Annotated in this window: 22 protein-coding genes; 5 read left to right on the top strand and 17 right to left on the bottom strand. The window is 37.4% G+C overall.

Annotated features, from left to right (window positions below; translation table 11 throughout):
* Positions 1 to 14 precede the first annotated feature (14 nt).
* Entirely contained in the window at positions 15 to 1,127 is a 1,113-nt protein-coding gene (locus MHB48_RS00735; RefSeq protein ID WP_342599694.1) for a dipeptide epimerase, read from the bottom strand.
* Between the two features lie 92 nt (positions 1,128 to 1,219).
* Here MHB48_RS00735 and MHB48_RS00730 point away from each other — a divergent pair, with 92 nt between their 5' ends.
* Positions 1,220 to 2,464 (top strand): transcriptional regulator, encoded by a 1,245-nt coding sequence (locus tag MHB48_RS00730; protein WP_342599693.1) that lies wholly within the window; start codon positions 1,220 to 1,222, stop codon positions 2,462 to 2,464.
* Positions 2,465 to 2,618: 154 nt separating this feature from the next.
* On the opposite strand, the gene nhaC is transcribed toward MHB48_RS00730, so the two are convergent.
* The 3 genes from nhaC to MHB48_RS00715 form a co-directional block, all read right to left on the bottom strand.
* A complete protein-coding gene (nhaC, locus tag MHB48_RS00725) occupies positions 2,619 to 4,058 on the bottom strand; it encodes a Na+/H+ antiporter NhaC (protein ID WP_342599692.1) in 1,440 nt (479 codons plus the stop codon).
* Positions 4,059 to 4,150: 92 nt separating this feature from the next.
* A complete protein-coding gene (locus MHB48_RS00720) occupies positions 4,151 to 5,254 on the bottom strand; it encodes an amidohydrolase (protein ID WP_342599691.1) in 1,104 nt (367 codons plus the stop codon).
* Positions 5,255 to 5,284: 30 nt separating this feature from the next.
* Complete coding sequence (locus tag MHB48_RS00715) at positions 5,285 to 5,479, bottom strand: YwbE family protein (protein WP_342599690.1); 195 nt, start codon at positions 5,477 to 5,479, stop codon at positions 5,285 to 5,287.
* Between the two features lie 79 nt (positions 5,480 to 5,558).
* Between MHB48_RS00715 and MHB48_RS00710 the strand changes: the two genes are divergently transcribed.
* Positions 5,559 to 5,999 (top strand): peptidylprolyl isomerase, encoded by a 441-nt coding sequence (locus tag MHB48_RS00710; RefSeq protein WP_342599689.1) that lies wholly within the window; start codon positions 5,559 to 5,561, stop codon positions 5,997 to 5,999.
* Between the two features lie 302 nt (positions 6,000 to 6,301).
* On the opposite strand, the gene MHB48_RS00705 is transcribed toward MHB48_RS00710, so the two are convergent.
* The 7 genes from MHB48_RS00705 to MHB48_RS00675 form a co-directional block, all read right to left on the bottom strand.
* Entirely contained in the window at positions 6,302 to 7,411 is a 1,110-nt protein-coding gene (locus MHB48_RS00705) for a DUF5808 domain-containing protein (protein ID WP_342599688.1), read from the bottom strand.
* A complete protein-coding gene (locus MHB48_RS00700; RefSeq protein ID WP_342599687.1) occupies positions 7,408 to 7,797 on the bottom strand; it encodes a GntR family transcriptional regulator in 390 nt (129 codons plus the stop codon). Before MHB48_RS00700 ends, MHB48_RS00705 begins: the two co-directional genes overlap by 4 nt.
* A 160-nt stretch (positions 7,798 to 7,957) precedes the next feature.
* Positions 7,958 to 8,647, bottom strand: coding sequence for an N-acetylmuramoyl-L-alanine amidase (locus tag MHB48_RS00695; RefSeq protein WP_342599686.1), 690 nt, complete (start codon positions 8,645 to 8,647; stop codon positions 7,958 to 7,960).
* 107 nt (positions 8,648 to 8,754) lie between these two features.
* Positions 8,755 to 9,024, bottom strand: coding sequence for a phage holin (locus tag MHB48_RS00690; RefSeq protein ID WP_342599685.1), 270 nt, complete (start codon positions 9,022 to 9,024; stop codon positions 8,755 to 8,757).
* A gap of 2 nt (positions 9,025 to 9,026) precedes the next feature.
* Entirely contained in the window at positions 9,027 to 9,314 is a 288-nt protein-coding gene (locus MHB48_RS00685) for a hypothetical protein (protein WP_340916765.1), read from the bottom strand.
* Between the two features lie 75 nt (positions 9,315 to 9,389).
* Positions 9,390 to 9,866 (bottom strand): sigma factor-like helix-turn-helix DNA-binding protein, encoded by a 477-nt coding sequence (locus tag MHB48_RS00680; protein WP_342599684.1) that lies wholly within the window; start codon positions 9,864 to 9,866, stop codon positions 9,390 to 9,392.
* Positions 9,867 to 9,994: 128 nt separating this feature from the next.
* A complete protein-coding gene (locus MHB48_RS00675; protein ID WP_342599683.1) occupies positions 9,995 to 10,192 on the bottom strand; it encodes an XtrA/YqaO family protein in 198 nt (65 codons plus the stop codon).
* A gap of 255 nt (positions 10,193 to 10,447) precedes the next feature.
* On the opposite strand from MHB48_RS00675, the gene MHB48_RS00670 reads away from it, so the two are divergent.
* Together MHB48_RS00670 and MHB48_RS00665 are read left to right on the top strand one after the other, a co-directional pair.
* Positions 10,448 to 10,789, top strand: coding sequence for a helix-turn-helix transcriptional regulator (locus MHB48_RS00670; RefSeq protein ID WP_342599682.1), 342 nt, complete (start codon positions 10,448 to 10,450; stop codon positions 10,787 to 10,789).
* A gap of 12 nt (positions 10,790 to 10,801) precedes the next feature.
* Entirely contained in the window at positions 10,802 to 11,254 is a 453-nt protein-coding gene (locus MHB48_RS00665) for an ImmA/IrrE family metallo-endopeptidase (protein WP_342599681.1), read from the top strand.
* A gap of 291 nt (positions 11,255 to 11,545) precedes the next feature.
* Here MHB48_RS00665 and MHB48_RS00660 read toward each other — a convergent pair whose 3' ends face one another.
* The 4 genes from MHB48_RS00660 to MHB48_RS00645 all read right to left on the bottom strand — a co-directional run bounded on the left by MHB48_RS00660 (position 11,546) and on the right by MHB48_RS00645 (position 16,017).
* Positions 11,546 to 12,190, bottom strand: a complete 645-nt coding sequence (locus MHB48_RS00660) for an FMN-dependent NADH-azoreductase (RefSeq protein ID WP_342599680.1) — start codon at positions 12,188 to 12,190, stop codon at positions 11,546 to 11,548.
* A 513-nt stretch (positions 12,191 to 12,703) separates the two neighbouring features.
* Positions 12,704 to 14,011 (bottom strand): D-serine ammonia-lyase, encoded by a 1,308-nt coding sequence (locus MHB48_RS00655; protein WP_342601271.1) that lies wholly within the window; start codon positions 14,009 to 14,011, stop codon positions 12,704 to 12,706.
* Between the two features lie 13 nt (positions 14,012 to 14,024).
* Complete coding sequence (locus tag MHB48_RS00650) at positions 14,025 to 14,471, bottom strand: GNAT family N-acetyltransferase (protein WP_342599679.1); 447 nt, start codon at positions 14,469 to 14,471, stop codon at positions 14,025 to 14,027.
* 598 nt (positions 14,472 to 15,069) lie between these two features.
* A complete protein-coding gene (locus MHB48_RS00645; protein ID WP_342599678.1) occupies positions 15,070 to 16,017 on the bottom strand; it encodes a rhodanese-related sulfurtransferase in 948 nt (315 codons plus the stop codon).
* Between the two features lie 267 nt (positions 16,018 to 16,284).
* Here MHB48_RS00645 and MHB48_RS00640 point away from each other — a divergent pair, with 267 nt between their 5' ends.
* Positions 16,285 to 17,148, top strand: a complete 864-nt coding sequence (locus tag MHB48_RS00640) for a glycerophosphodiester phosphodiesterase family protein (protein WP_342599677.1) — start codon at positions 16,285 to 16,287, stop codon at positions 17,146 to 17,148.
* 2 nt (positions 17,149 to 17,150) lie between these two features.
* On the opposite strand, the gene MHB48_RS00635 is transcribed toward MHB48_RS00640, so the two are convergent.
* Together MHB48_RS00635 and MHB48_RS00630 are read right to left on the bottom strand one after the other, a co-directional pair.
* Positions 17,151 to 17,597 carry a YaiI/YqxD family protein gene (locus MHB48_RS00635; protein WP_340925073.1) on the bottom strand — a complete coding sequence of 149 codons (447 nt, stop codon included), beginning with the start codon at positions 17,595 to 17,597 and terminating at the stop codon, positions 17,151 to 17,153.
* 132 nt (positions 17,598 to 17,729) lie between these two features.
* A complete protein-coding gene (locus MHB48_RS00630) occupies positions 17,730 to 18,815 on the bottom strand; it encodes an ABC transporter substrate-binding protein (RefSeq protein ID WP_342599676.1) in 1,086 nt (361 codons plus the stop codon).
* Positions 18,816 to 18,822 lie beyond the last annotated feature (7 nt).

Below are 18,822 nucleotides of genomic sequence, written 5' to 3'. Positions count from 1 at the left end.
TCAATCACTTCCTCTTACTTCGTTACTTTTGTCGAAAACTCCGTTAACTCAAGTAATACAGTTTCATCCACATCAATACCTAGCCCTGGAAGCTCATTTAGTTTAATAAAAGGAACATCATAGTGCAAATTCCCAACGTCTTTTGAGAATTTTAATGGGCCAGTTAACTCTACACTAGTAAATGCTTTTTTAGAAAACGCTACATGGAAACCAGCAGCTGAACCAATCGAAGACTCTACCATTGATCCGATTTGGCATTCAATGCCTGCCATTTCAGCCATATGTGCAAGCTTCATAGCAGGGTAGATTCCACCGCATTTCATTAATTTAATATTCACCTTATGTGCCGCATTTTTCTCGATTAATTCGCGCATATCACGAAAACCTTTTAAACCTTCGTCCATCATTAGTGGGGTACTTGTTTTTGCTTTTACTTCTACCATTCCGTTGAAATCATCGGCAACTACTGGCTGCTCCAACCAGTCAAGCCCTGCGTCCTCTAGCTGACGCATTGCAGTGATTGTATTTGCACTGTTCTTCCAGCCTTGATTGACATCCACGCGAATGGCGATATCGTCTCCCACTTTTGCACGCACTGCTTGAATTCGTTTTACATCCGCTTGAATTTCTGTTCCAACTTTCATTTTAAACGATGAATAACCTTCTTTCATACGTTTTTCTGCTTCTTCTGCCATAGATTCAGGAGTTCCAATACTTAATACATGGGTAATTGGGAACTTCTCATGATAACGACCGCCAAGTAGTTGGTATACTGGAACCCCTAGCTTTTTCCCAACAACATCGTAACATGCAATGTCTATTGCAGCCTTTGCAGCTGGCGCTTGATAGACCGCTTTATCCATTTTTTCATGTAGGCGTTCAAATTCCATTGGATTTTCTCCAATTAATAAAGGTGCCAATGTATGTTGTAATATTGCATAGGTACTTTCCCATGTCTCACCCGTTACATGCTCATCCGCAACAGCTTCTCCGTATCCAACTAGACCATCCTCTGTTGTTAGCTTCACAATAATAGAGGGCATATCGTCGTATGTGTGATAGCTAATGATAAACGGGTCGACTAATGGTAATCTAATTGCATAAATATCGATTTCTTTAATTTTCATCGTAAAATTCCTTCTTTCTTTACAAATAGTATTTTTTTCTTTATAGTTGTCGTTAAATGGTCGTTAATAAATAAAAAAAAAGAGGTGCAAGGATGGTTATACGCATTGCGGTCTTAGGATCCAGTAAATTTATTGAGCGTTTAATGCAATTTGAGCAGGAACTCCCTTCTATTCGTATGGACTATTATATCTATAGTACGCCGATGGAAGCAATAGATATAGTTCCTACTATTAAACCATGCGATGCCGTATTTTTTTCTGGGTCACTTCCGTATATTTACGCAAAGGAAGTTAGAGAAAAGCTGCCTGTACCATCTCATTATTTAAGGCAAGACGAAACAGCTATTACTACAACACTGCTAGCTATTAGCTACTCTACCTCTATTCCTATCCAAAAGCTTTCTATTGACTTGATTGAGCCGCAAAGTGTGCAAAACGTTTTGGAGGATATTGGGCAAATAGAACAATACCCATATATGATGAAAATTGATCCTACGTTTGATTTACACGATGTTGTTTCATTTCATTCGAATTTACAGGATAGCGGAGAATCCTCTCTTGCGGTAACTAGTATTCATGCGGTTTATCAAAAAATGAAAGAAAATAATCTTTCTGTCATGCGAATGATTGACCCGAAAAATTCTATCCTAAATGGCCTGGAAGAAACAAAATCCATGGCACTTCTTGCAAAAAGCCAGTCGGCTAAAATTGCTGTTGGATATATACAATTAACCAACCATACTGCGATTACAAATGATCTATTAAAGAAAATTTCAAGCTCGATACAAGCAAGCTTTGTTAAAACGGAAGATAATTTATACATGTTGTACTCCACACAAGGTGATGTGCAAGAGGTATTGAAAAACAATACGCTAGAAAAGTGGTTTGAACTTACTTCTTCACCGCTTAAAGTTGCATTTGGATTTGGAAAAACAGTTGTAGAAGCGACGCAAAATGCAAAAGATGCTCTCGATTACGTAACAGAGAATACTGCTTATTTAATAAACGATCACAAGGAATTATTAGGACCTTTTCCAACAAACCAAAAGCAAGTTCAGTTGAAAACAAACGACCCAAAACTATCACAATTAGCGAAAGAAACAACGCTGAGTCCTGCAAATGTTTCAAAAATAATACAGTTTAGTCGTTCTCGTAAGTCCACCGAGTTTACAGCACAGGATTTAGAATACTATTTACAAGTTAGTAGACGAACTTCGGAACGAATCTTAAAAAAGCTAGTAGATCATGGATATGCTCGTATTATTGGAGAAGAAATGACCTACCAACAAGGTCGCCCTCGTGCCATTTACGAATTAAACTTCCCTACTTATTTATAGGGACTATTAAACTAAATTGTTGTTCTTTGGTAGAATCCTTTGCTTTCTGCGGGAGTCTGCGCGAATTCTATGCTAAAAAACAACAGTAATAAAATATAACAGTTCCTATTTATAAAGAAAGGAAAGTTCGCTTTTGCTGAACTTTCCTCTTTTCTTATGCTTGCATAGCTTCTTTTTCGTTTATTTCCGCTATTTCGGAATTTGTTAACTTTTGGATTGTAAAGCCAGTCATCGCATATACAATCGATAAAAGAGGTACAACATAGTTTAATATTGCATATGGAGCATATTCAAATGCACCTACCCCTAAAGTCCCTAAAATAAAGACTCCGCAAGTATTCCATGGTATAAAGACTGAAGTAAGTGTTCCTCCATCCTCTAATGCACGAGATAGGTTTTTAGAATGCAATCCCATTTTCGTATAGGCATTTGCAAACATTCGTGCTGGAACAACAATTGAAATGTATTGTTCTGAACATGTTGCGTTTGTTGTAAAACAAGCTAGGATTGTAGATGCTACTAGTGTACCTGCTGATTTTGCTAATTTAAGTATTTGATTCATAATGGATTGAAGCATACCAGAATATTCTAGTATTCCTCCAAATGTCATCGCGACAAGCGTCATCGATACAGTATACATCATTTCATCTAAGCCACCACGGTTAAATAAATCATCTACCATAGCATTTCCAGTTTCAATAACGAAACCACTTTGAAGTGCCCCAATTGCCTCTGAAAGACTTCCTCCTTGCACAAATACTTGAGATAAAGATCCTAAAATAATTCCGATAACTAATGCGGGAATTGCTGGAACCTTCATAGCAACAAGTACAATTACCGCTACTGGTATTAATAATAACCAAGGAGAAATGACAAAGCTCTTTTCCAACATGGAAATTGTTTGAAGAATGCTCTCCTGATCGATATTGCTGTCTTTATATTCCATACCTAAAAAGCCGTATACAGATAAAGCGATAAGAATTCCAGGTACTGTAGTAAAGAACATATGTCGAATATGTACAAATAGATTTGTGTTCGTTAACCCAGCTGCTAAATTTGTTGTGTCCGATAGAGGGGACATCTTATCTCCAAAATAAGCTCCTGAAATAACCGCTCCTGCAATAATCGGGGCTGGAATTCCCATACTAAGTCCAATTCCCATCCCTGCAACACCAATTGTTCCCATCGTGGACCAAGAACTACCGATTGCAAGTGATACAATCATACAAATTATGCAAATCGTCACTAAAAACAATGCTGGAGTAATAATTTTAAGGCCAAAATAGATCATAGTAGCAACTACTCCGCCACCAATCCAAGAACCAATTGTTAAACCTACTAACATAATGATTACAACAGCTGGTAAAGCTAGTTTAATCCCTTTATACATCATTTCTTCAATGTCATTCCATTTAAATCCATGCTTCCAAGCTACTAACGCAGCAACAGATGTTCCTATGATTAATGGAATATGTGGACCTTGTTCTAATCGTACTACCGCAATATACATGCAAGCTATCATCACTACCAATGGAATAATTGCCCATATTAAAGACATCTCTTTTTTAGCAGTTGTGTTTTTTGTTTCCACCATACTATTTCCCCTTTGTTACTATATTGCGACAGTTCTAAATTGCCGTTAAATAGTCGTTAATAGTGTTATGATAAATGGAAACGAAAGCCCCGTCAATCCTTTTCCGAAATTTTTGTAAGCGTTTTCGAGATTACTTTGGCCCCAATTAGGAGTGAATCTTGATTAAAACTCATTTTTGGATGATGTAATCCAGGCGCAAGGTCCGCTCCAATTCCAATCATCGCTGCTTTTACCTCAGGATGCTTAATCGTATAGAAGTGGAAATCGTCACTTCCAGAAGTAATCACTTCTTCCGCTAGATTTTCTATCCCAACTGCTTCTATTATTCCTTCTTTAGCAATTGCAGCAGCTTCTATTGACACTTCAGCACCTGGTGTTATATCTTGCCATTCCCATTCCATTTCTATATCAAATAACTGTTTAAGTGCATGTAAGTTTCTTTCTATTTGATCTTTCATTTTGAATAAAATCTCATTTTTTTGTGCGCGAGCATCAATCGAGAATAATGCTGTACCCGGGATAATATTTGCACTATCTCCACCTGCATGGATCTTTGTTAATTTGGCCGAATAAGCTTCAAATGGAGAGAAATATAAATTTTTCAATGCTTGATGAATTGCCACAGCTACGTCAATTGCATTTTTTCCTTGCTGTGGACGTGCACCATGGGCATCGATTCCTTTAATTTTTCCTTCAAGAAACATTGCAGCTCCGTGGTGAATAGCAGGCGACACTTTTCCGAATGGAAGCTCTTCGATTGGTCGTAAGTGCACACCAAATAAGTGTGTTACTCCTTCGAGCGCTCCACGGTCAATCATGGCATTTGCACCATTACCTTTTTCCTCTGCCGGCTGAAATATAAAGCGAATTCGTTTTTTTAGCTTCTCATCCTTCAGTAATAGTAATGCTCCGAGCACCATAGAAATGTTAGCATCATGTCCACATGAGTGATTTGCGCGATATTCTCCGTCTACTTCTTGCCATAATGCGTCGATATCTGCACGAACAGCAATGACTTCTTCACCTTCTCCAATTTCCGCCAATAATCCAGTTACATCATCGAATCGTCGATAGGGTACCTTTAACCCATCTAGTATCTCAGCCAGCTTATTCGTTGTTTCGTATTCTTTCCAACTTACTTCTGGGTATTTGTGAAAATGATCAAACCATTGCAAAATTTGAGTTTCTACTTGCATCTGCCTTGCACTCCCTTTTCAATCAATAATTTATTCTATGATTTCACACACACGTCCTATTTGTCCATCGTTTAAACGAACTTTTATCCCGTGCGGATGGAAGGACGAATTCGTTAAGAGATCTTTCACAATACCTCTTGTTTTTTCACCTGATCGCTGGTCTTTTTTCAAGATGATATATACTTCTACTCCCGGTTTAACATCTTTTCTATTTTGTCCATTCATTATGATTCACCTCTTTTTGTATCGTACCACTTTCATGCTATACTAATGAAGGATTTTATTTGAAAAAGGAGTGTTTTGAATGACTAAAAAAGGATATATCTTAATGGATTCTGGCGAAAAAATCGAATTTGATTTATTCCCAAATGAAGCACCAAACACAGTTGCAAACTTTGAAGAGTTAGCAAACAGCGGATTCTACAACGGGGTAGTTTTCCACCGTGTTATTCCTGGCTTTGTAAGTCAAGGTGGAGACCCAACTGGTACAGGTATGGGCGGAAGCGGCAAAACAATTAAATGTGAAACTGCTGGCAACCCACACAAACACGAAGCTGGTAGCTTATCAATGGCACATGCTGGTAAAGACACAGGTTCTAGCCAATTCTTTATCGTGCATGCACCACAACCACATTTAAATGGCGTTCACACTGTTTTCGGTAAAGTAACAAGTGGCCTTGAAGTAGCAACGGCTATGAAAAACGGCGCGAAAATGGAAAAAGTAGAAATATTCGACGCAGAATAATGGAAAAAGGGTAACTCTGAAAAAATCAGAGTTACCCTTTTCTTTATCAATCGCTCTGTTAAATCAAGCTTTGTTTTTTTAGAAGAATTTATTTTGTGACGAAAATCCGCGAGACTCCTCTGGAAAAACCGGCTGCCAAGACCCCATAGTTGGCATATAGGAACAAATCCTAAGTTCGCAACCACATCCATGTGGCAACGGATTTGTGACCAACATCCTGTTGCCCCGAGGTGGCTTGGCAGTTCGTCCGCGGAAAGCGAGCGAATTTTCTTCTCTAACAACACGATCGTTTAACATAGCCTTTATAATAAAAATACAATCGCTAAGATAATGAAAAGTGGTACGAAAAAAACAATCCAACTCAAAGGTTTCGCAAAGTTGAGCGTCCACCCTACCCCAAAGCGTTTTTCGACTAAAATACTTGGATCGTCTTTGTTCATGTAGAACATGCCACCTTTCCAGTATTTATCATCGTTTGCTGCTGCAATTTCATTCTCTAACCTAACGCTCTCACCATTTACTTTAATGCGCGAGCCATTTTGACCTACCTTTATTGTATAAATAGCTACACCAATAAATGTTGAAACTAAAAATACAAGCGGTAAGGAGAACATAATCCATGAAGATGAGATTTCAGGATGAATTGTTTGTAGGTGTAGATACCCTAATAAGAGAGTGACACTTATCGTGATGAATAATGCGAACCAGCTTGTATATTTTCGAAATGCAAGTTGTTGTACTACGGACGTTTTTTTATTGGCTGGGTTAATCTTTGCACCCGAAAACCTCATCCCTTCGCTCATCATTAGGAACACACCTTGCATAACAAGTAAAATAAGCGGCAACGATATTACACTAAAATATGTCTTTTCACTAAACGCATCTGGCTGACCACTTGGCCCCCAATGGGTAGGGATTAATTCTGGCATATCGGGATATTTCATAAACGAATATAGGATGAGTCCGACTGTTACAATCATAGGAATAATAAATACAACTCGTGGTATTAACTGAAGCTTTTTCTGAAATTGCAAATCGACTACACGGACTTCTTTCTTATTGGACATCCATTTTTGTTCTTCTTTCAGCTTCTTCACACGTACATGCATAGTAAAGTAATACCCAATACCAATAAACAAAGTCGTAAACAGAACTCCCATACTTATAAGTGCAAGTATTTCTTCTGTTGGATTTTGTGTGAGTGCCCAAAGTAGATAGGCTGCTAAAATGACTAGGTCTGCTGTAAACACAACAACGGTGTATCTTTTTTTCATTCGAAGGATGATTTCTTCTTTCGCATATTGTTCCGGTACATAGACCCCAAAAGCCTCTGTTTGCTTCAAAAATGTCGGCATAAACGCTTGTAAAACAGTAATAAATAAAAGAATAAATCCAAATAACAAAATGATCATTGTTTACCCTCCTTAATATCTCGAACAAGGTTACATAACATGTCTACCATTTCATCCTCTGAAAGATTTAGCACCATCCCTTCCGCTATTAAAGGTCTTAATTGCTCTGCAAGCTGTTGTTTTTCTTCCTCTGAAGCTTTTGGTATCCCATTGGGTTGTATGATAACACCGGATTTTGCGACAATTTGAATGAATTCTTTTTCCTCTAAGTAATGATAGGCTTTGTTTACCGTATGCATATTCATGCCAAGGTCTGCAGCAAACGCTCGAACCGATGGCAACGAATCGCCTGGTTTTAGGTCTCCCCTAACCATCCCTTCAATTAGTTGCTGAGCTAACTGTAAATAGATTGGCACAGATGAGTTTGTTTGTATTTCAATAAACATGAATTTCCTCCTACTTACCGTTTGTTCTACTAGTAGTGTAACACACCTGTTCTACATTTAGTAGAGCAAAAAATACCTTTTTTCGATTAACATAGTATTTCCAATGAATTATTCCATAAAAAAAGCCCCACCCACGTATGTGAGCAGGGCTAATCATTCTTTATTTCACCCTCAACACTTGTCCAATATAAATTGTGTAGTTAGCATCCAGACCATTCCAATCCTTAATTTGTTGTACTGTGCTACCATAAGTGCCACTTAACGAGTAAACTGTATCACCACTTTTTACAGTATGATAAACTGCTGTGCTTTTCTTTGGAAGATTGAAGCACTTTGCAATTCCATTCACATGACCTCGGGCCAGTGACTCAATGAAGGATGATGCTTTCAACTTTGCCGCATCATTTGCATTATCAATAAATCCATTCTCCGTCAAAAGAGCTGGCATATTGGATACACGTAACATATGAAAGTCTTCTTGTTTTTTACCACGATCAGTAAAATTCACAAGCTTTAATATTTCTGCATGAATCGTATTTTGATAAGTTGTAGTAGGTGCCCCTACTCCCGGGTATACATAATCCTCATAGCCAGTCCCACCGCCTGAATTTATGTGAACTGAAAGGAGGAAATCTGCCCCCCAAGCATTAGCTGCATCTGTACGTTGCGTCAACGTCAAAGTCTGATCCCCAGTTCGACTCATTAATACACTTACATTGTTATACTCAGCAATCAGAATATCTTTGACTCTAGTGGCAATTTGCAATGTTAGATTTTTCTCCTGTAAACCATTTCCTACTGCACCTGAATCCGTTCCACCATGTCCTGCATCAATAAATACTTTTACCATAATTATCACCTCATATTAGTTTTGAATTACTAGAAAAGAATCCTTGTACACTAATCTAAATGTCACATAGCAATCACCACCTTAAAAAAAAGCGACCCGAAGGCAGCTTATTTTGGTTCGATATATTTCATTGCTCTTGGGCTATCCGCAAAATTATTTGTCGTAGGATCTTGAATAATCCCCATTGTCGCTAATAATCCAAACACTACATTTACAAAAGCAAATATCCAATCTTTCATTTCTTCCGTTAAATGAAAATCCATTAAACCAGCAGTATGAGCACCTATCAAAAGTAGTTCAGTTAATAGAAATATTTGGGCAATAAAACCTGTAACCCAAATCTTATTTTTAAAACGTACTTTCCAGTTAATCTTCATACTTATTGTGCCTCCTGAATAATTTTGAGATTATCGATTCTTTTGTGAGCATGCTTCGAGCTTTCCTCCACTCGTGCTACACGTTCTGCTAATACGTCCATTTGTTTCTCATTCGCTTTCAAATCGATTCGAATCGATTCCACACCATTACTAATCGTGTCTAGCTTAGTTTCAATAACTGCCGTTTTTGCAGCATCTGCTTTCACATCCTTGTCGCGGTTACGACCAAATGCAAGCAGTCCTATTAATAAACCCAACACAGTGCAACCAAAACCGATAAATGCCTCCATTTCTCACCTCCATCCAACTCTGCTTATGCATATAACTCTCTTCACTACTAGGTGGGTTCATACGTCGAGTGTACGTCAGGAAACGAGTATTTTGACTTTTCCCTTTGCGCGATCAATGTATTGTTGCACGGTTCTCTTCTTTAAATTCAGCTCCTCTGCAATTTCTGTAAGACTCATCCCATATGCCATGTGCATTAAATAGCATTGTCTCTCTCTATGGGAAAGCTCTATTAAAATAGTTAATATCTTCTGTTTCTGTTCTTCACTTAAATCAGTTTGCTTTGTATCCAATTCAATCGTAGGAAATAAGTCCATGTCCAACAATGCACGACGTTGATATATTGACCTTTTATCAGCCCCATGAAGATTGCCTGGTCTTCTCCCTTTTTTCATCCATTCAAGTGCATAAGACATATCATCAATCATGCTGTTAATAATTTTGAGATCTTCATTATCTTTAGGATTCATTGGATCTAATCGTTCCTTTAGGTGCTCCAACTCTTTTTTATGATATGAATACTCTTGTATCAATTTATCCGCCCAATTTAACATAAGAAGTTCCTCCTTTTCTTTTTAAAACCCTATAAAAAAAGAGGACAACAAAAGATCAGCAAGATGCTGAAATCATTTGTTGTCCTCCAGATGACTGGTGGGACTATTATGATTTATTCTACTCAAATTTAAAAATCTTCTCCCTCATTCCATTTAACACGCACAACTTTTCCTTGATGTGTCTTAATGGTCGTTTCAGCGAATGAGGGTAACTCTATCATTTTTGCTTTATCTTTACTAATAACTATGATGCATGGATTTGGGATTTCTTTTGTATTAAGATTTATATTACCTTTGGAATCTACTTCCACATCTCTCATTCTCATAAACGCCCCCCTTTATATTTCCGTAAATGGAACATAAAATAAATAATAAATCCCACCTCCGCTAATAAACAAACTATTAATAACTAATGACCCTTTTTTGATGTTCCGTTTATGGAATAAACACATCATAATATTAACAGAAATCTCTGTCAACATATTTATTCCTAAAACGGAATTAATTGTTTCGTTTGTTGCATTTTCGGAAATTAAGATGTAAAATTCTAACTATAGATAATATGTAAGGAGATTACTGTTGTGAAGAATTTCGGAACACTATTAAAAGAGCTAAGACTGAATAGAAAACTCACCATTGAACAATTGGCAGATTCTTTAAATTCTAAGTTTGGTAGTAAAATTAGTAAGAGCTCTATAAGTCGTTGGGAAAATGGAGAAGCCGATCCTAAGTTAGAATTTGTTCGATTACTCGCTGATTTTTTTCAAGTTCCAGGCCAATATTTCTTAGGTGAAGACGCTGAAAAAAGATTTGACAGCCAGAAAATCGTAACTATTGCAGCGCATATTGATGATGATGTCACTGAGGAAGAAATGGAAGACATTAAGAAATATATTGAGTTTATTAAATCGCAACGCGGATAAATGAGGTGTTTTATGGCGTATGATCAACTGATTACGGAGTACCCGCATATTAAAATTATTGAGAAAGTATTACCTAAAGGTCTCCCAGGTTTATATTACGATCACGTAATTGAAATTGATAAATTCAAAAATAATTATGAAAAACATTGTATTTTAGCAGAAGAGCTTGGTCATTACGAGACGACCTATGGGGACATTACAGACTTAAATGATATGAGAAATGTAAAATTAGAGCAAATAGCTCGAAGATGGGGTTATGAAAAAATTGTCTCTCTGGATCAGCTGATTGATTGCTACGAAAAAGGACAAACAACACTAGAAGAAGTATGTATAAATCTTGAAGTAACTCCGGAGTATTTGAAAAACGTGATCGATTATTATATTGAAAAATATGGCCTCTTTAAATTACACAAAGAATACAGGATTACCTTTGATCCACTTAATATTAAGTGGATAGAAAAATAAGATTTCGTTTGCTCCGGTACCATTCCTCCGTTGTTTATTTTTAGTAGAGCAAACTAATACTTTTTCTAATATTTTTGATTTGGTCTCGGTTTCGGGTGAATTGGTCTCGAATTTTCAAATTTGGTCTCGGTTTTAGGCCAGTTGGTCTCGAATTTTGCTAAATGGTTGCGTTAAGCCATTTCATGTAATATAAATCCAATAATTTACAACTATTTTATTAGATTTGGATAAAAAAAGTCACTAAAACCCGATAAACAAGGTTTTAGTGACAGTTTGAACCGTCTATATTTATTACGCGATAACCGCTAATTCAGCTAAACGTTTTGCAGAAGCTTTTACTTCTTCCATACCTGCAGCAATAATATCTTGTGCTTTATCAGGCATTGCATTGTGCCCTTCGATAATTACTTCATCGATGATTTGCATACCGAATACCCCACCGAATACATTGCGCATGTAGTTAACAGCCATTTCCATTGGAGCTGCTTCAGGAGATGAGTAAACACCACCACGAGCATTTAAGAAGATCGCTTTTTTATCTGTCATTAATTGAATCATATTACCTTCTGCATCATATTTGAATGCAAATCCTGCTGCATATACATAATCAATAAATGTTTGTAATTTTGCTGGAATTGTTAAGTTCCATAATGGGAATGCGAATACAACTACGTCTGCAGCTGTGATAGCGTCCATTGCTTTTTGTTTTGCAGCTAATAGGCGTGATTCAACGTCTGTTAACTCTCCACCGTTTTGTAATTTACCAAAAGCGTTAAATAGTTCTTGTCCAAAGTAAGGTGTGTCTTCTTCAAAAACATCATAAGTTGTTACGTTTACGTCTTTACCTTCTAATTCTGCCATGAAAGTTTCATACATTTTGCTTGAGATTGCTTCTGTTGCTGGGCGGTTATTTGCTTTAACTACTAATACGTTCATTATTTTAAAATCTCCTTTATATATAGGTATTGTTTGTTTAAAATACTTTATCTCATATTCGAGACTTTATCATAATATATTACTATAGGTATTAATGTCAAAGAGTTAGTTTCGGAATTTATCTTTCCATCATTTAAATGAATCAATTTCATAATTCCAAATTACATGAGAAAATAAAACAATACTAAAGGAAACTATAGAAATATATATTTTACACGGAATAAAGGATAGTTGATTTCCGCTATAGGCGGACGCTTTCCGCGGGGTGAACGATAAACCATCACCGCCGCTCACGCGTCGTTTGTGATGTCTTATCTGTCTCACTCATCCCGCTGGAGTCGCCGCCTGCCGCTTCAATCAACCAAGTGATAAATGTTCGTATTTTAATGACAAAGTAATATTTATGAAATTAACTCAAATATGTACAAATTTAAAACGCCCTTAAAATTAGAAAACATTTAAGGACGTTTTATTTGTTAGAAAGCTATATTGTTAAACTATCTAAAAACGAGTCTACAATTTAAGATACTGTTGGCCTTTTTTATAGTAGATTTCCTTTTCATTGTCTGGAACCATACCTCCACCAGTCGCCCATACTATATGCGTCGCATTTTCTAGATTGAAGTTATTCCTTGCTAAATGCATTGGGCCTGTCATTCCAGCAAGCGCAGAGGGTTCCAGCTGAATTTCTTCCGTGTCGGCGATTAAAGTGAGTAATGAATACATCGTTTCATCACTTATTGTATAGCTCCCACTTATTAGCTGTTCCATTGTTTTCCCTACAAATCCAGAGGGTCTTCCAACTGCTAACCCATCCGCTGCTGTTTTATTATCTAGCCCAATGTCTCCAACTGCGATCTTGTCATGCAATCCTGTCAGCATTCCTAGTAACATGCATGGCGAATGTGTTGGCTCTGCAAAGTAGCAGTGTACATGGTCACCAAATATGAGCTTCAATCCAAATGCAACACCACCCGGACCTCCACCAACTCCACAAGGTAAATAGACATACAGCGGATGATTTTGACTCACTACTCTACCTTGCTGCTCCAACTGTGTTTTCAATCTATTTGCAGCAACTGCATATCCAACAAATAAATCGATGGAGTTTTCATCATCTATAAAGAAGCAACTAGGGTCTAGTTCGGCTTGTTTTCTTCCTTCTTCAACAGCAATGCTATAATCAGAGGCATATTCAATGACTTCTACCCCTTTTTCGCGAAGCATATCTTTTTTCCACTGCTTTGCATCACTCGACATATGAACGGTTACTCGAAAACCAAGCTTTGCACTCATTATTCCTATGCTTAGCCCTAAGTTTCCGGTTGAGCCTACAGCAATCGAATAGCCCGAGAAAAACTGTTTTAACTTATCTGTAGCAAGAACAGCGTAATCGTCTGTTTCCTTTAATAAACCTTCTCGAATTGCAAGTGTCTCTGCAGTTTTAAGTACTTCATAAATGCCACCACGCGCTTTAATAGATCCAGATATCGGTAATGCGTTGTCGCATTTTAATAAAAGCTCTCCACCAAAATCAACTTGGAAGTAATCCTTTATGGCAGATTCCATTTTCGGAATAGCAACTAGTGGTGATTCAATGATTCCGTTTGATTTTACTGTTTCAGGGAAAGCAATTTGTAAATACGAAGCAAATCGATCTAATCGATCACTTGCATCTTGCACCATTTCTTTTGTAATAGGGACCTGTTTTAAAGCGTCCTCCGTCTTTATTTCATTCGGGTTGAACCATATGGTCTCTTCCGTCTTTTGAAGCTTTTCTATTAAAGGAAATTGCTTTATTAATTGTTGCATGTTCATGATTGTAAAACCCTTTCTACTCTAAGCTAAGTACATGTGTTGTATCAGGTGAACGTTCTTCTAATGAAAATCCATTTGCACGATAAAAAGCATCCACTTTTGCAGATTCCGTTTTCGTTGTTATTTTGCTAAACTGACCTTTTGCATTGTCGGTGATTATTTTGAATAATTCACTTCCGACTCCTTTTCTGCGGTGTTCCGGTAAAGTATAAAAACGATATAGTCTTGCAGAATTGTCGTCGGCACTAGTCGTACTTCGATTTATCCCACCGATTCCAACTAGTTCCTCATCATCCCACACCCCGTAAAGTGCTTCCCCTTGCTCACTGAATCGATTTGTACCGTCTTCATATTCGGATGCTAGTCTCGATACAAAACGATACCCTTCTTTTTCGCTTTCTTGAATTAGTTTGGATACGTTGACTTCTTTCAAATCTGAAATTTTCTTCACTTCGATTGCCATTTACGTTTCCCCCATTCCTAAATTCAATTACACCCCGGAGTATTTGCGTCCAGATAGATAAGGAAGTTAGCCTAAGAACGTCGCATCCATGCGACAACGGTTAACTGACCTGCATCACGCAGGCCTCGTGCTTGCACGATTAGCTCCCTTACAAAATCTGTGGCATCCGCCGGAGACTTAACTTTATTCAGTGAGGGTTATACCCATGCTGAATAAAGTTAAAATACGAACTCTTAGTTACTTTCGATATGCCCAGGTCAATTCCCTTTATAGCAAAGTGTTATATTTTATGCAACCCAAAATAAACACCTTACCCACATCTTATCCACCATTTCCACAACTTATTACATTTTATTATTACAGTAGTGTTGCTGGTGCCAGGCACCAGTAACACTACTGTAATAATCCTTAATAATTCTCTGTTTAAAAATGCTTAAAACAGCGCGCGACTCCCGAGGAGGCTTGGCAGTTCGTTCGCGGAAAACGAGCGGATTTTCGTCCATAACAACATGATCGTTTAACAGAGTCATCTTTTAAATAAACGTTAAAGATCCCACGCTAGTTTCATCAGCGTGGGATAGTGTTGTTTTTATATAGTTTATTTAATAGCAGCTAGTCTAGCTTCTATTTCTTCTTCAGATAAATTATGTTCTGCGATGTAACGGTTGCGTGGGTGCTCGCGACATTCGTCTGAACAGCTGCGTAAATATTTATGCTCGTTTTCTTCTGAGCATAGAATCTTGTCGTTACAATCTGGGTTTGCACAGTTTACATAGCGCTCACATGGCTCCCCTGTATAATGATCTTTCCCTACGATGACATGTTCTACTTGGTTGATCGGCACAGCAATTCGCTCGTCGAATACGTACATTTGACCATCCCAAAGCTGTCCGCGCACTTCTGGATCTTTGGCGTAAGTTGCGATCCCGCCGTGTAGTTGACCTACACCTTCAAAACCTTCTCTTACTAACCAACCTGAGAATTTTTCACAGCGTATCCCGCCAGTACAATAGGTAAGTACTTTTTTACCTTCGAACATTTCTTTGTTCTCAAGCATCCAGTCTGGTAGGTCACGGAAGTTGCGGATATCCGGACGAACTGCTCCACGGAAATGACCTAAGTCAAATTCATAGTCATTACGAGCATCGATTACGATTGTATCCTCTGCTTGCATTTGCTCAAAAAATTCTTTTGGCGATAAATATTTACCAGTTAGTTCATTTGGATTGATATCTTCAGCTAATCCTAAATGTACAATTTCTTGCTTCGGACGAACGTGCATTTTTTTGAATGCATGGCCCTCTGCTTCATCTATTTTATACACCATGTCTGCGAATCGAACGTCCGCTTTCATCATGTCCATGTATGCGTCAGTTTGTTCAATTGTTCCCGAGCATGTCCCGTTAATTCCCTCGTCTGATACTAAAATACGCCCTTTTAACCCAATCTCTTTACAAGCAGCAAGATGTTCTTGTGCAAATGTTACTGGATCTTCAATCGGGACATATTTATAGTAAAGTAATACTCTGTATGCATTTGTTTCCATTTTTTACTCCACCTTTTCTAAATTTTGTCCATTCGGTTTAATATATCAAAAAAGTAGGCGTTTGTTAAATAGTTAGTTTACTTTTTATAATCAAAAAAAGAACAATCATGCAAATGAATGCTTCTTGTTCGTCGCTTTTTACCTATCTTAATTTTCCATTGCGGCATTTTCCTTCATGCATCTTGTACAACTGTTTCCTCATATGATAATAAGTGAATACCTAATCGTCTTTGAATTTATATCTCTTCCCTTGAAAGGAGATTTCTCATGCGAAAACAACATATCATACTCGTTTTATTTTTACTAATCGCTGGGTGTGCGGATAAAAGTGCAGTTCCCATTCCCTCCAATGAGTTTTTAATTATTGCCCATCGCGGAGCTTCTACATATGCTCCAGAGAACACGATGCTTGCTTATGAAATAGCACAACAATCTGCGGCCACTTATCTTGAAATCGATTTACAGATGACAGAAGATGGCGTATTAGTAGCTATGCACGATGAAACGGTAGACCGCACTACAGATGGGGTTGGATTAGTAAAAGACTACACAATAGAAGAATTAAAGCAGCTAAATGCAGGAGAATGGTTTAATAGTACATATCCTAGTATGGCAAATGAAGCATTTGAAGATTTGGATGTACCTACATTAGAGGAGGTATTTTTGCGTTTTGGAGACGAAGCGAACTATTATATTGAAATGAAATCTCCGAAAATATATGAGGAAATGGAAGAAGAGTTAATTGCTTTGCTACATCAATATGATTTAATCGATGTAAATAAGAAGCTTCCTAAAGTAATTATTGAATCATTTAACAGGTCTAGTTTAACAGAGTTTCATGAATTAGAGCCGAGACTTCCTCTTATTCAACTGTTCAGTTTCAAAGAGAAAGCCGCTCTTTCCGACCAAGATTATAATAGCTTAAGTACTTATGCAAGTGGAATTGGAGTAAACCTAAACGCAGTTGATAAGAACTTTATTCATGAGGTCCAACAACATGCATTTCAAATTCATCTTTACAATATTAATAACGAGATGGATATGAAAAAAGCACTTAATTTAAAGGCTAATGGAGCTTTTACTAATACTCCCAACCTAGCCGTTGACCTACTTAAGCAATCTAATGAATAGTTTTAGTTATTTAATGCTTGTGCACATAGCTTCTTAAAGCTTGCTTCGAATTTTTCATTGTCTTCCTTTTGACGTTTTTTAGGACCTTTTAATCGGCCTCCAGCCTGCCTTATTTTTTTCGAAATATGGCGACTGTCTAAAAGCTGGTCTATATTATCAGGCGTGTACCAGCGTCCATTTTGATCAATTGCAAACCCTCGTTTCGCTAAAACCATTGCGGCAAGTCCATAATCTTGTGTAACGACGATATCTCCTTTTTGCACTTTATTTACAAGCACAAAATCCACCGCGTCTGCACCTTTCGATACCATGATCGTTTCTGCACCTTGTCTTTGCATATAATGAGCCGTATCACATAGCAATGTCACTTTTAATCCAAAATGCTGTGCTACCTCAATCGTTAAGTCTACTACTGGGCATCCATCTGCATCTACTAAAACACTCACCATCTCACGCACCTCATTTACCATTCGATATTTTCTCATTGTATACTATCGAGTACATTTAATGTACAAATGAGCAAGTTCCTACATAATTACCCAATCCGCCTTTTAAAAAAACGCCCAATAAAAATTGGACGTTTATTTCTTATATTCTCCTAAAATCTCTACCGCTTTTTCTGTTATGGACGTATCCACTGCTTTGTCAAAGTCCACATCTCCATCGATTGCACCATTTTCTTTGTAGGAATTGTATTGTTTCACAACATCATCTAAAAACATTTTCCCATCTGGATCTAACCCTGTTACAAATACTTTCTCCCATAGTGCCGGATCTTTTAAGGAAGTATGCTTTGTCATAATGTCGATTACTTCTTCTTTTCCTTCTCCTTTAATAAAGGCATCGTTATAGTCCCGAACTCCTTTTAAATAAGCCGTCATAAAGCGTAATGATACATTTTTTTCCTCACTCATAAATTGTGGAGAACCAAGTACCATTGCAATTTGTGATTCTGGCGCATAATCCGTCGTATCTCCAAAACGAACATGGAAACCATTTTCTATCCCTTGTGCTATTAACGGCTCAATTTGAAGTGCAGCATCAATGGAACCATTTTCAATTGCTCCAAGCATACTTCCAAAGTCTCCAAGCAGCACAAATTCTACATCGTCATTTGTTAAACCAGCGTGTTTAAGCATTTCCCAATAGATGTACTCATCAATCGAGTTTTTAGATGATACACCGATACGTTTTCCTTTAAAATCTTTGTATTCTTTAATTTCATCTTTCATTTGATTGCCAATAACAAATGAGAAATATGATTTCCCTGGTACATTATGCCCTTTGTCTGCAATAATTTTCACGTCAATCCCTTGAGCAATTGCATTGAAGAAAGAAGCTGTTGATACTCCTCCAGCAATATCTACATCACCAGATGCAAGAGCTGGTAGCATTTCATCACTATTCGCAAATTGTGCAAATTCTACTTCAATATTGTAGTCTTCAAAATATCCCTTTTCTTTCGCAATATAAAACCCTGCACCGGATGCTGCTCCATCTTCCGCAATAATAACTTTGACTTTCTTTTCGAGTGGAGCTAAATCACCTGAAGGATTATCTTTACTTACTTTGTCGTCCATCTTGCCCGTACCCTCATTATCCTTTGAACTACACGCACCTAATAAAAGAACAGCGGATGCGAATAGTAATAACCAACGTTTTTTCACAAACTTC

The organism is Psychrobacillus sp. FSL H8-0483, assembly GCF_038637725.1.
GTDB lineage: Bacteria > Bacillota > Bacilli > Bacillales_A > Planococcaceae > Psychrobacillus.
This window is presented reverse-complemented; position numbering and strand designations above follow the sequence as displayed.

Coding starts and splice junctions, on each gene's coding strand:
- MHB48_RS00735 (WP_342599694.1), bottom strand. CDS start 1,127: ATGAAAATTAAAGAAATCGATATTTATGCAATTAGATTACCATTAGTC.
- MHB48_RS00730 (WP_342599693.1), top strand. CDS start 1,220: ATGGTTATACGCATTGCGGTCTTAGGATCCAGTAAATTTATTGAGCGT.
- nhaC (WP_342599692.1), bottom strand. CDS start 4,058: ATGGTGGAAACAAAAAACACAACTGCTAAAAAAGAGATGTCTTTAATA.
- MHB48_RS00720 (WP_342599691.1), bottom strand. CDS start 5,254: ATGCAAGTAGAAACTCAAATTTTGCAATGGTTTGATCATTTTCACAAA.
- MHB48_RS00715 (WP_342599690.1), bottom strand. CDS start 5,479: ATGAATGGACAAAATAGAAAAGATGTTAAACCGGGAGTAGAAGTATAT.
- MHB48_RS00710 (WP_342599689.1), top strand. CDS start 5,559: ATGACTAAAAAAGGATATATCTTAATGGATTCTGGCGAAAAAATCGAA.
- MHB48_RS00705 (WP_342599688.1), bottom strand. CDS start 7,411: ATGATCATTTTGTTATTTGGATTTATTCTTTTATTTATTACTGTTTTA.
- MHB48_RS00700 (WP_342599687.1), bottom strand. CDS start 7,797: ATGTTTATTGAAATACAAACAAACTCATCTGTGCCAATCTATTTACAG.
- MHB48_RS00695 (WP_342599686.1), bottom strand. CDS start 8,647: ATGGTAAAAGTATTTATTGATGCAGGACATGGTGGAACGGATTCAGGT.
- MHB48_RS00690 (WP_342599685.1), bottom strand. CDS start 9,024: ATGAAGATTAACTGGAAAGTACGTTTTAAAAATAAGATTTGGGTTACA.
- MHB48_RS00685 (WP_340916765.1), bottom strand. CDS start 9,314: ATGGAGGCATTTATCGGTTTTGGTTGCACTGTGTTGGGTTTATTAATA.
- MHB48_RS00680 (WP_342599684.1), bottom strand. CDS start 9,866: ATGTTAAATTGGGCGGATAAATTGATACAAGAGTATTCATATCATAAA.
- MHB48_RS00675 (WP_342599683.1), bottom strand. CDS start 10,192: ATGAGAATGAGAGATGTGGAAGTAGATTCCAAAGGTAATATAAATCTT.
- MHB48_RS00665 (WP_342599681.1), top strand. CDS start 10,802: ATGGCGTATGATCAACTGATTACGGAGTACCCGCATATTAAAATTATT.
- MHB48_RS00660 (WP_342599680.1), bottom strand. CDS start 12,190: ATGAACGTATTAGTAGTTAAAGCAAATAACCGCCCAGCAACAGAAGCA.
- MHB48_RS00650 (WP_342599679.1), bottom strand. CDS start 14,471: ATGGCAATCGAAGTGAAGAAAATTTCAGATTTGAAAGAAGTCAACGTA.
- MHB48_RS00645 (WP_342599678.1), bottom strand. CDS start 16,017: ATGGAAACAAATGCATACAGAGTATTACTTTACTATAAATATGTCCCG.
- MHB48_RS00640 (WP_342599677.1), top strand. CDS start 16,285: ATGCGAAAACAACATATCATACTCGTTTTATTTTTACTAATCGCTGGG.
- MHB48_RS00635 (WP_340925073.1), bottom strand. CDS start 17,597: ATGGTGAGTGTTTTAGTAGATGCAGATGGATGCCCAGTAGTAGACTTA.